General features: G+C 70.2%; 8 protein-coding genes, 2 pseudogenes and 1 riboswitch. Of the genes and pseudogenes, 2 read left to right on the top strand and 8 right to left on the bottom strand.

Annotated elements, in window-relative coordinates:
• Positions 1–10 precede the first annotated feature (10 nt).
• Positions 11–118: pseudogene (locus ACFJIX_RS16635) on the bottom strand (ESPR domain-containing protein); the annotation flags it as partial.
• 44 nt (positions 119–162) lie between these two features.
• Positions 163–1,971 (bottom strand): ShlB/FhaC/HecB family hemolysin secretion/activation protein, encoded by a 1,809-nt coding sequence (locus tag ACFJIX_RS16630; RefSeq protein WP_377152859.1) that lies wholly within the window; start codon positions 1,969–1,971, stop codon positions 163–165.
• Positions 1,972–2,056: 85 nt separating this feature from the next.
• Positions 2,057–2,158, bottom strand: a riboswitch (cyclic di-GMP riboswitch).
• A 212-nt stretch (positions 2,159–2,370) separates the two neighbouring features.
• On the opposite strand from ACFJIX_RS16630, the gene ACFJIX_RS16625 reads away from it, so the two are divergent.
• Positions 2,371–2,973 (top strand): 2-hydroxychromene-2-carboxylate isomerase, encoded by a 603-nt coding sequence (locus tag ACFJIX_RS16625; protein ID WP_377152857.1) that lies wholly within the window; start codon positions 2,371–2,373, stop codon positions 2,971–2,973.
• Positions 2,974–3,147: 174 nt separating this feature from the next.
• Positions 3,148–3,399 (top strand): hypothetical protein, encoded by a 252-nt coding sequence (locus ACFJIX_RS16620; RefSeq protein WP_297532022.1) that lies wholly within the window; start codon positions 3,148–3,150, stop codon positions 3,397–3,399.
• 3 nt (positions 3,400–3,402) lie between these two features.
• On the opposite strand, the gene ACFJIX_RS16615 is transcribed toward ACFJIX_RS16620, so the two are convergent.
• The 6 genes and pseudogenes from ACFJIX_RS16615 to ACFJIX_RS16590 all read right to left on the bottom strand — a co-directional run bounded on the left by ACFJIX_RS16615 (position 3,403) and on the right by ACFJIX_RS16590 (position 10,621).
• Positions 3,403–5,835 carry an HDOD domain-containing protein gene (locus ACFJIX_RS16615; protein ID WP_377152854.1) on the bottom strand — a complete coding sequence of 811 codons (2,433 nt, stop codon included), beginning with the start codon at positions 5,833–5,835 and terminating at the stop codon, positions 3,403–3,405.
• Positions 5,832–6,812 carry an HDOD domain-containing protein gene (locus ACFJIX_RS16610; RefSeq protein ID WP_377161817.1) on the bottom strand — a complete coding sequence of 327 codons (981 nt, stop codon included), beginning with the start codon at positions 6,810–6,812 and terminating at the stop codon, positions 5,832–5,834. Before ACFJIX_RS16610 ends, ACFJIX_RS16615 begins: the two co-directional genes overlap by 4 nt.
• A 74-nt stretch (positions 6,813–6,886) precedes the next feature.
• Positions 6,887–7,738 (bottom strand): hypothetical protein, encoded by an 852-nt coding sequence (locus ACFJIX_RS16605; protein ID WP_377152852.1) that lies wholly within the window; start codon positions 7,736–7,738, stop codon positions 6,887–6,889.
• Between the two features lie 104 nt (positions 7,739–7,842).
• Positions 7,843–9,600 carry a DUF3418 domain-containing protein gene (locus ACFJIX_RS16600; RefSeq protein ID WP_377161815.1) on the bottom strand — a complete coding sequence of 586 codons (1,758 nt, stop codon included), beginning with the start codon at positions 9,598–9,600 and terminating at the stop codon, positions 7,843–7,845.
• Positions 9,601–9,903: 303 nt separating this feature from the next.
• A pseudogene (locus ACFJIX_RS16595) lies at positions 9,904–10,062 on the bottom strand (hypothetical protein); the annotation flags it as partial.
• Positions 10,019–10,621: a hypothetical protein gene (locus ACFJIX_RS16590; RefSeq protein WP_377152849.1), complete on the bottom strand. Its 603-nt coding sequence runs from the start codon at positions 10,619–10,621 to the stop codon at positions 10,019–10,021. The pseudogene ACFJIX_RS16595 and the gene ACFJIX_RS16590, both read right to left, overlap by 44 nt.

The raw sequence follows: 10,621 nt of genomic DNA, 5'->3' as shown, positions 1-10,621 counted from the left end.
CCGGCGCATCGCTCTCTCCGCTCGTGCCGCCCTTGCTGTGGCTCAAGGCGGTTTCCGCCACGGCCATCAGTTGGCCGCGTTGCTTGTTGAAGACGATTCGGTACTGAAGACGGTTCATCGCGATCTCAACGGAAAGAGTTCAGGGCCTGGCTCGACGGGAGCTCAGCGCGAATAGGTCAGGTTGAAGCCCGCGACGACGCGGGCTGCGGGGAAGCGGGACGGTTGCCACAGCGGCGCGCCGGCAAAGACCTCGAGCGAGAATCCCTGCGTGCGCACACGCGAGCCGATGACGGCACCGGTCAGGTGGCGTCCCGCGAGGCGCTCGGCGCCATGGCCGCCGACCAGGCCCGCGTCGACGCCGAGGTACATCGACACGGCCGGCGACTGCTGCGCCGCGGACAGCGGCAGTTCGGCCTCGTTGCGCCAGAGCAGGCCGTTGTCGGCGGACAGCGACGCGTCGCTGCCGAAGCCGCGCACCGTGTAGCGGCCGCCGATCGAGAAGCGGTCCTGCGGCGTCAGCCGGTTCAACGCGTACTGGCCGCGCAGCGAGGTGCTCAGCTGCAACTGTCGGGCGCCGAGCGTCATCGCGCCGTTGAGGCTGTAGCCGCCCTGCAGCAGGCGCACGCGCGAATCGCCTTCGCCGAAGGCTTCCTCGGGTGCGGACAGCGCGTGGAAGGCGCCGGTGCCGCGCTTCAGGCTGAGCTCGGCCTCGCTGCCGATGCCGCCGGCATTGCGCTTCAGATTGATGCCGGCCTCCCAGCCGCCGGTGCGGCGGCGCTGGACCTCGACCTCGGCATCGTCGATGTAGTTGCGCGAGCCGCGGCCGAACAGCTTCACATAGCCGCTGAACTTGTACTGGCCGTCGCGCCAGAGCATGCGGGTCAGCTTCAGCTCGCCGTTGCTGCTGGCGCCGCGGTAGACGTAGGTCTGGTTGGCGCCGATGACGACCTGGCGATAGCCGCTGCGGCTGACCGTGACGCTGATCAGCGAATGGCCCCACGGCAGCGAGTAGTGCAGCACGTGGCCGCCGGTGCCCTTGTGCGGGCCCTCGCGGTGGTCGACGCGGCGCGCGAGCCAGTCGGCATCGCGGTTCAGCGTCGCGTAGAAGAGGTCGTTGAGCGTCAGCGCGTGGTCCAGCGACGCGGTCAGCGCGAGCGGGTAGCGACCGGTGGCCTCGCTGCCGCTGTCGTCGAGCGAGACCTGCCAGCGCCACTGACGGCCGCCCTGGTAGCTGACGGCGAGGTCGCTGTAGCCGGGCTCGCTGGTGCCCAGCGCGGGCTCGACCTGGATGTCGGCCTGCGCGCCGGGGACGCGCTGCAGGTTCTCGAGCGCCTGCTCCATGTCGCGCAGGTTGAGCACGTCGCCCGGCTTCACCGGCAGCGCGTTGGCGAGCCGCACCTGCGGCGAGGTGCCTTCGCGCAGGCGGATCGCGTGGACGCGGCCCGGCACGACGGTCAGCACGAGGCGGCCGGTGGACAGGTCCTGCGGCGCCGCGAGGACGCGCGTGGTGATGAAGCCTTCCTCGATCAGCGCGTCCTGCAGGCGCGTCACCAGCGTGGCGATGCTGCCGGCTCCGAGGCAGCGGCCGATCGGCGCGTCGTCGCCCTGGGGACCGTCGAGCGCGCCGATCTGGCGCGCCATGCGGGGTTGGCCGTCGACGCCGCGCAGCTCGATCTGCGTGATCTGGAAGCAGGGGGACTCGTCGTCGCGCAGACGGGGGCGCGCCTGCGGCGCGCTGGCGCGCAGGCGGACGTCCGGTTCGCGTTCGAGCGACTGGCGCTGCTGCGCCTCGCGCTGCTGCTGGAGCTGGCGCTGCGCATCGGGGTCGACGGTGCCCGGGGGCAAGGACTGACCCCAGGCGGTTTCCATGCCGGCGCACAAGGCGGCAGCGATCGCGATCGTGGCCACCGTCGGCACGCCGACGGCCGGACGCCGCCGCGCGGGCGTCCGCGTTTCATACTTCTCTTGCATCCCTGCCTGCCGTTGGTCTGGCGTTGTTTTTCGACCCAGGACGGGCCGGACAAGCGGCGATGCGTCACGAACCGGTCGATGCCGGTACGGCAACCCCGCTATCTCGAGTCGTGACATCTTTGGGATGTCGGCGCCGAGACCGGAGGCTTTGCGTCGCCGGCTCGCGCCGGTTTTGCCCTGGTCAGCCCCCTGGGTGTGACATCCCTCACGGAATGAACGCCCTCAGGGGGTACCGAAGTAAATGACTGTATCGGACGGCAACAGCGCTGACACATCGCCAACCGGGGGTGGTTGACGCGCGGGCGGGGGATGCGGTAGCGGCATCACCCATCCGGCGGATGCGTCTCGAGGCGCGTCGAGACACCCTCCTACAATCCGCGCGCCTTGTCAGGAGCCCGCATGTCCGCACCGATCGACTTCTATTTCGACTTCGCCTCGCCTTACGGCTACATCGCCGCGCAGAGCATCGACGAGCTCGCGGCCGGGTACGGCCGCACCGTCAACTGGCACGCCATCGTGCTGGACGCCAACTTCCAGTCGCTCGAACGCATCCGCGTTCCCAACAGCGTCATGCGCAGCGACTACGTCCGTCGCGACGTCGTGCGGCTCGCCGCCTTCATGAAGGTGCCCTACAACACGCCGTCCTCGCTGGGCCTGCACACCGAGATGGCCGCGCGCCTGTTCCACTGGTTCAACGACCGCGACCCCGAGCAGGGCCGCAAGTTCGCCCAGGCCGTCTACAAGGCCTACTTCGTCGACGACCGCAACATCGCCCAGGGCGAGGTGCTCCAGGACCTCTGCGCCACCCAGCACGTCTCGCCCGACCAGCTCCAGGCCATCGCCAACGACACCGCCGCACGCGCCCGCCTGAAGGCCGAGATCGACCTCGCGGAAGCCCGCGGCGTGTTCGGCTCGCCGTTCTTCATCGTCGAGGGCGAACGCTTCTGGGGCAACGACCGCCTGCCGCAACTCGAACACTGGCTGAAGAACGGCCCGTATTGATCGGGCTTTGGCTCGACCGGGAGGTCGGGCCTGCCAGGCCTGCGGGTCCGTTCGGGGGGCGGGCTCACCGACCGTTACTCCGTGTCCGCCGCGTAATGTCCGGCGTGACCGGTCATCGGCGACCTCCGGGACCGCGTTGTCTGACGCATGCAGTCCCCTTCATGGAGGTCCCACATGCGAACGCTTCGTCCCCTGCTCCTTGCGCTGGTCGCGGCTCCGCTGGTCGCGACATTGACCGGCTGCGTCGTGGTTCCCGCCCATCGTTATCACGGCTACGACCGCGGCTACGGCGACGGTGGTGGCTACGGCGCCGGTTATTCGGACGGCGGCCCGGTCGTCACCGGCACCATCTGGATCGACGGCTACTGGGACAACCGCGGCGGCGGTCGCCGCTGGATCCCGGGCCATTACGGCCCGCGTCGTTGAGGCTCAGCTCGCCTGCTTGAAGGCCATCACGGCCTGGTTGCGCAGCGTGCGCAGCAGCGACAGCTGCTTCTCGTCGAGCACCACGCTGCCCGGCTCCGTCTTGTCCGCGTAGATCATCGCGAACGGCGCGCCGCGCAGCGCCATCGGCAGGATCAGGAAGCTGTGCGCCTTGGCCCCGCTGAGGAACCATGGCGGCAGCCGCTCGGCGATCTTGGGCTGGGAGGCGTCGGCGATCAGCGTGTCCACGCCCTTTGTGCAGATCGCCGTGAACAGGTCTGCCGGCAGACCCGGCATCACCCGCAACGGGACGCGGAACAGCGGCACCACCGCCTCCACCCCGTCGCCCAGGCCGAAGCGGCCGGTGAGCGTCTCGGTCTTCGGATCGCGCAGGCAGAAGATCACCCGGCGGAAACCCAGCCCGCGGTACATCGTCTCCAGGATCATCCGCAGGATCTCGTTGAGCTTGAAGCTCTCCACCATCGCGTTGGTGATGTCCTGGATGCCCGCGGCCAGCGTCGCCGCCGCCTGCTCGGGCGGGATCACGCCGGCCGGCGCCTGCCCGTCCACCATCGTCGCCTGCAGCTGGTGCGGCGAGAGGGTGTCCTCCGCCGACGGCGTCAGCGGCGCCAGCAGGCGCTGCGCCGGCGAGTTCTTCGCCAGCTTGATGTCCATTGCCTGTGCCAGCTGCGTCAGCCGCTGCCGCGCCTGGTCCGCCGCGGCCTCGAAGGCCTTGGCCTCGACACCCAGCGCGCGTGCGTAGCGCTGCGCCATCGCGCGCACCTTGGCATGCGCCTCGGCGGGATCGCTGTTCAGGATGACGTCCGCGACATCGTTGCTCGCGCGGCCCAGCCAGCGCATCCGGTCCGTCGAGTGCTCCACCAGCCGCGTCGGCGCGTCACCGTCGGGCCGCTGCATGCTGCGCTGCAGGGTGTCCGGGAAACCCCACTGCCGGGCCACGCCCAGGCCGAGGCTCTCGTAGCTCAGCCCCAGCACCTGCGCGGAGGCCGCGGCCTCGCTCAGCGGCGGCGCGGCCTGCTCGCCCATGCCGCGCTCGGGCCGCACGACGCGGCGCACCTGCTGCGCCTCCTCGGGGAGGTAGAACTCGGCCAGCAGCCGGCCCAGGCCCTGGAACATCGTGGCGAGGAAGGACTCCTCGTTCTCGCGCGGCACCAGGCACAGCTCGCGCGCCAGCGAGCCCGCCATCAGCGAGCGGAGGAACTCCTCCTTCAGGCGCTGCGCGTGGCCCTTGTTCTCCATCCGCTCCAGCAGCACCAGCGACAGCGCCAGGTTGCGGATGCCGCCGAAGCCCACCAGCGCCACCGCGCGCGACACCGTGCTGATGTGCCCGCCGCCCGCGTGGCTGAACTGCACCGTGTTGACCAGGCGCAGCAGCTTGTTGGTCAGCGCGACGTCCTTGAGGATCTCGTTGGAGAGCGAGGTGAGGCTCTCGTTCTCCGACTGCGTCATCCGCTGGATGCGCGTCACCGAGTCGGCCATCGCGGGGAAGTCGCTGCGATGCCGCATGCGGCGCAGCAGGAACTCCAGCGTGGCGCTGCCGCCCTCGCCCGCCTCGGGCGCCTCGCTGGCCGGATGCAGCCACGCGGCCAGCGCGTCGTGGAAGGCCTTGGCATCGGCCCAGCGCTGCGACGACTCGCGCGACAGGCCGCGCAGCAGCACGGCGCGCAACGCGTCGTCGCTGTCGGGTCCGAGATCGGCCGGCGGATCCAGCGTCTGCTCCATCGCGCGGCGCACCGCGCGCCACGGATCGGGGTCGTAGTTGAGCCGCTGGCCGGACAGCATCTCGCTGAGCATCACGGCCGCCGCAAAGACGTCCATCACCGGCGAGGCGGCGTCGCCCCGGGCCGCTTCCGGCGAGATGTAGCCCGGCGTGCCGACGATGCGGTTGGGGCGCGGGGCCGCGCCGGCCGTACCGCCCGCACCGGTCGCATTGACCGCACCGGACTGGATGCGCCCGGCGATGCCGAAGTCCATCACCTTGGGCCGGCCCGTCGAGTCGATCAGGATGTTGGACGGCTTCAGGTCGCGGTGCACGACGCCCGCCTGGTGCGCCGCGTGCAGCCCGTCGAGGATGCCCAGCATCATCGCGACGGCCTCGCGCGCCGGCAGCCGGCCGCGCTGGCGCAGCCGCTCGGTCAGCGTGCCGCCGGGCACGTACTCGAAGACCATGTAGGCCTGGCCGCCTTCGATGTCCGCCTCGAAGACCGGCACGATGTTGGGATGCGTCAGCCGGCTGACCGCGCGCGCCTCATGCAGCCAGGCGTCCACGCTCGCGCGGTCGACGGCCTGCGTCAGCACCTTCAGCGCGACCTCGCGATCCAACCGCGGATCGTGGGCGAGCCAGACCACCGCCTGGGCGCCCTGCCCCAGGCTGCGCAACGGCTTGAATCGCCCGACGGCGGGCGGCATGGCGGTCATGGTCGGTCCTTGCCGGGCTCGGAAGCGCCGGTCGGCGATCCTGGCTGGGCGGTGCTGTTCGCGTTGTTGTTGGCAGTCTTCATGCCCGCGGGAGCGGGAGCGCCGGACTCGGCACGCTCGCGCAGCCGGGAGCGCGGCGCCGCGGTCGCGGCCGCGCCGACGGCCGGATCGCTCATCGCGCCGAGGCCGCTCTCGCCGGCGTCGGTGATCGCGCCGCTGGTGCCGAGCGCGTCGTAGATCTCGCGCAGGCCCAGCCCGAGCGCGCGCGCATAACGCCGCGTCGCGAGCTCGATCGCCGCCTGGCGCTTGCGCTCCGGCAGCGCCAGCGCATCCACCAGTTCATTGGCCAGGCTGCAGGTCAGCCGCAGCAGCTCCGTGTCGCCGTCGGCATGGCGCACCGGCGCCTCCTGCGGCTGGCGGCGCATCATGTGCTGCAACTCGTCGCCGAGGCCCCAGTACCGGGCGACGGCCAGGCCGAGACTCTCCAGGTCGCAGCCCAGCACCGCGTAGGCGGCGGACTGCTCGCTCATGCCGCGCGGGTTGGGGTTGTCCTCGGTCGCCTCCGGCGCGACCTGCAGTTGGCGGATCTGCTGCGCATCGTCGGGGAAGTGGTACTGCACCAGCAGCCGCCCCAGGTTCTGCATCAGCGAGATCAGGTAGATCACCTCGCCGTCGTACCCGGCCGGACGCAGCGCCTGCGCCACCTGGCCGGCGCGCTGGACGCGGCGCATCACGCTCTGCATGAACTGCGCCTGGCCCTCGTTCATCGGACCGGGCCAGGGCTTGAGCGCCCGCGCCGCGTCCTCCAGCCCGTTCAGGCCCAGCATGGCGATCGCGCGCTGCAGGTTGAGCACCGTGCCGCCGCTGGTCGGGCCCTGCTGGCGCAGCGCGTTGTTGACGCGCCGGATCAGCTCCAGCGCCAGCGCCATGTCCTTCAGTGCCATCGACGCCAGCTGGCTGCCGTGCTGGCCCGCCATCGCCGACGAGGACACCGTCGTCACCAGCCGGGCCGAGGTGCTCGGCAGATGGCCGAAGCGCTGCATCTTGTCCTTCAGCAGCGCGATCGGGCCGCCGTCGTCCTGCTCGGCCGACAGCCGCCAGCCGTCCAGCGCGCGCCAGAAGCTGCGCGCCAGGTGGTAACGCTGGCGCGTCTGCCGGTCGCTGGCGCGGTTGACGATGGCGCGCAGCGGCTCGGGGATCGCATAAGGGGTTTCCCAGCCCAGGCGCACGAGGTCATGCCCCTGCGGCTGCATGCGCTGGAGCACGACCTGCAGGTCGGACTCCTCCAGCACCGGCTTGCCGCTAGCAGACGATGCAGCACCAGGCCGACGCAGACGACGTCTTCCTCGGCGGCCTCGCGCGCGGCGCGGCGCGTGGTGGTGTTGAAGTCGGCATTCGGCGGCACGACCTCCTGCGCGACCTCGAGCCCCAGCACGCGGACGTGGTTCGCGCCGTCGACGACGATGTGGGCCAGCTGGATGTCGCGGTGCGCATGGCCGGCCTCGTGCGCGAAGGCCAGGCCCTCGAGCGCCTGCGCGGCCCAGCCGGCGGCGTCCAGCGGCAGCGGCGGCGCGCCGCGGGCGATGCGCTCCTCCAGCGTCTCACCCAGCGCCCGGTCGTAGGCGACGTAGGGCCACGGATCGACGCGGCCGGTCTCGACGACATGCGCCAGGTTCGGATGATGGATGCGCGACGCGCCGTCGACCGTCTTCAGCCAGTGCAGCATCGCCGCCTCGCTGTTGGGCTTCTCGCGCGGCATCATCAGGAACAGCTCCTGGCCGCTCTGCGGGTCGAAGACCACCCACAGCATCGAGCGCAGGCTCTTGTGCAGCAGCCCGCGGAGCTCGAAGCGGCCGAAGCGCCGCATCGGGGCGGCGGAGGATGTTGTGGTGTTGTCAGACACGAGCGATGTGCGGCACCCGACGGTGCAGGGCCACGGACCTTTTGTAGCTTGAATTGGACCGAAAACCCGAGATCCCCGCCTGAAGAACTGGGGGGATTCTCCGCTCAGTTCTGTAACTGCGCCCACACCTTTTCCAGGCGCTTGACGCTGACGGGCTGCGGTGTCCTCAGTTCCTGCGCGAACAGGCTGACCCGCAATTCCTCGAGCTGCCAGCGGAAATCCTCCACCCGCGCGTCGGTCGTGCCCTTGAGTTCCGCCAGGCGGCGCGACCAGCGCTGCTCCAGCGGACGGAGCTCCGAGAGCAGCTTCGCGTCGCGCGGCGCGTCGGCACGCAGCTTGTCCAGCCGCAGCGTGATCGCCTTCAGGTAGCGCGGGAAGTGCTGCAGCTGGCTCCACGGCGTCTGCAGCACGAAGCGCTTGGGCATCAGCCGCTGCAGCTGCGCCTGCAGGTCCTCGACCACGTCCTTGGGCGCCGTGCGTGCGTCCTTGAGCTTGCGCAGCGCGGCCTGGTACTCGATCAGCACGTTGAAGGCGAGGCGGGCCACCTCCTGCGCGATCAGGTTGAGGCGGGCACGGCCTTCCTCGAGGCGGGCCTTGAAAGTGAACTCGTCGACCGGCAACGGGTCGGACAGGAAGGCGCGCTCCAGCGCGACCGCGATGATCTGGTCGCGCAGCTCCTCGGCCGTGCCCAGGCTCATGTAGGCGACCGACATCTGGGTCAGGTCGGGGATGTTCTTCTCGAGGTACTTCAGCGGTTCCTTCAGCTGCAGCGCGACCAGGCGGCGCAGGCCGGCACGGTGCTTCGCGGCGGCGATCTCGGGCTCGTCGAAGACTTCGATCTCGACGTGCTGACCCTTGTCGATCAGCGCCGGGAAACCGATCAGCGTCTGCGGGCCGCGCTTGATCTCCATGAGCTCGGGGAGTTCGCCGAAGGTCCAGGACGTGTAGGTCTTGGCGGCGTCGGTCGCGGGTTTGGTCGGCGGGATCACCGTCGCCTTGATGCCGCGGGAGGGCTGGCCGTCGCTTGACGTCGGCCGTCCCCCGTCGACCGCAGCCCTCACCCCTGCCCTCTCCCGCGAGCGGGAGAGGGAGTCGTCAGCGCCTCGGCGCTCCAGGGAATCTTCCGAGCCTTGCTGCTTGGAGGAGTCTCCCGGACCGTGGAGCTTGAGCGCGGCGAGGGCCTGGAAGGCGGAGCGCGCTTGGGTGCCGAGCTCTGCTTTCAGCGTCGCCAGGTTGCGGCCCTGGCCGAGTTGCCGCCCGTGCTCGTCGACGACGCGGATGTTCATGAACAGATGCGCGGGCAACTGCTCCAGCTTGAAGTCGTTGCGCTGCACGGCGACCTGCGAGCGCTCTTTCACCGCCTTGAGCAGCACGTCGACCAGGCCGCCCTGTGCGAACGCATTCAGCTCGACGAACTCGGCGACGAACTCGGGCAGCGGCGTCAGCCGGTTGCGCGGCTTCTGGTGCAGGCTCTTGAGCAGCGCCGTCACCTTGGCCTCGAGCATGCCGGGCACCAGCCAGTCGACGCGCTCGTCGCTGACCTGGTTGAGCGCGTAGATCGGCACGGTGACGGTCAGGCCGTCGCGCGCGTCGCCGGGCTGGTGCAGGTAGGTCGCGCTGCAGTCGACGCCGCCCAGGCGGATCGTCTTCGGGAAGGCGTTGCTCGTCACGCCGGCGGCCTCGTGCCGCATCAGCTCGTCGCGGCTGAGCTGCAGCAGGCGCGGGTTGGCCTTGCTGGCCTCGCGGAACCACTTCTCCAGCGTCACGCCGGAGTACACGTCCGCCGGCAGCTGCTGGTCGTAGAAGGCGTAGATCAGCTCGTCGTCGACCAGCACGTCCTGGCGGCGCGACTTGTGTTCCAGCTCCTCGACCTTGGCGATCTGCTTCTGGTTGTGGGCCAGGAAGGGCAGCCGCGTCTCCCCAGTCGCCGTTGACCAGCGCCTCGCGGATGAAGATCTCGCGCGCGGCGACGGCGTCGACGCGGCCGAAGTTCACCCGCTTGTTGTTGTAGAGCACGATGCCGTAGAGCGTCGCGCGTTCCAGCGCGACGACCTCGGCGGCCTTCTCTCTCCCAGTGCGGTTCCAGCAGCTGGGGTCTTGATCAGGTGGCCGGCGATGCCGGGCAGCCACTGCGGCTCGATCGCCGCGATGCCGCGGCCGAACAGCCGCGTCGTGTCCACCAGCTCCGCCGCGACGATCCAGCGCCCCGGCTTCTTGCTCAGGTGCGCGCCCGGATGGCGCCAGAACTTGATGCCGCGCGCGCCCAGGTACCAGTCGTCGTCATCGGCCTTGACGCCGATGTTGCCCAGCAGGCCGGCCAGCATCGACAGGTGGACCTGCTCGTAGGTCGCGGGGGCGCCGTTCAGGCGCCAGCCGTGCTCGGCAATCACCGTGTGCAGCTGCGAGTAGATGTCGCGCCACTCGCGCACGCGGCGCGGGTTGACGAAGTTGTCGCGCAGCAGTTGCTCCTGCTTGCGGTTGGAGAGCTTGTGCTCCCCCTTCCCCTCCGCGGGACTCTCCAAGCCACTTCCACAGCTTCAGGTAGCCCATGAACTCCGACTTCTCGTCGTCGAACTTCTTGTGCTTCTCGTCGGCCTGCTGTTGCTGCTCCATCGGGCGGTCACGCACGTCCTGACCGGACAGCGCGCTGGCGATGATCAGCACCTCGCTCAGCGCGTCGCGCTGGCGGGCCTCCAGGATCATCCGGCCAACGCGCGGATCCAGCGGCAGCTTCGACAGCTCATGGCCCATCGGCGTGAGCTCGTTGCGCTCGTCGACGGCGCCCAGCTCGTTGAGCAGTTGGTAGCCGTCGGCCACCGCCTTGCGCGGCGGCGGTTCGATGAAGGGGAAGTCCTCGACCTGGCCCAGATGCAGCGACTTCAT

It is taken from the genome of Roseateles sp. UC29_93 (genome assembly GCF_042695725.1).
GTDB lineage: Bacteria > Pseudomonadota > Gammaproteobacteria > Burkholderiales > Burkholderiaceae_C > Roseateles > Roseateles noduli_A.
The sequence above is the reverse complement of the archived record's forward strand: the minus strand, read 5'-3'. Positions and strand labels throughout refer to the sequence as shown.

Excerpts from the sequence above, each read along its gene's own strand:
- ACFJIX_RS16630 (WP_377152859.1), bottom strand. The coding sequence starts at position 1,971 with ATGCAAGAGAAGTATGAAACGCGGACGCCCGCGCGGCGGCGTCCGGCC.
- ACFJIX_RS16625 (WP_377152857.1), top strand. The coding sequence starts at position 2,371 with ATGTCCGCACCGATCGACTTCTATTTCGACTTCGCCTCGCCTTACGGC.
- ACFJIX_RS16620 (WP_297532022.1), top strand. The coding sequence starts at position 3,148 with ATGCGAACGCTTCGTCCCCTGCTCCTTGCGCTGGTCGCGGCTCCGCTG.
- ACFJIX_RS16615 (WP_377152854.1), bottom strand. The coding sequence starts at position 5,835 with ATGACCGCCATGCCGCCCGCCGTCGGGCGATTCAAGCCGTTGCGCAGC.
- ACFJIX_RS16610 (WP_377161817.1), bottom strand. The coding sequence starts at position 6,812 with ATGGCGGGCCAGCACGGCAGCCAGCTGGCGTCGATGGCACTGAAGGAC.
- ACFJIX_RS16590 (WP_377152849.1), bottom strand. The coding sequence starts at position 10,621 with ATGAAGTCGCTGCATCTGGGCCAGGTCGAGGACTTCCCCTTCATCGAA.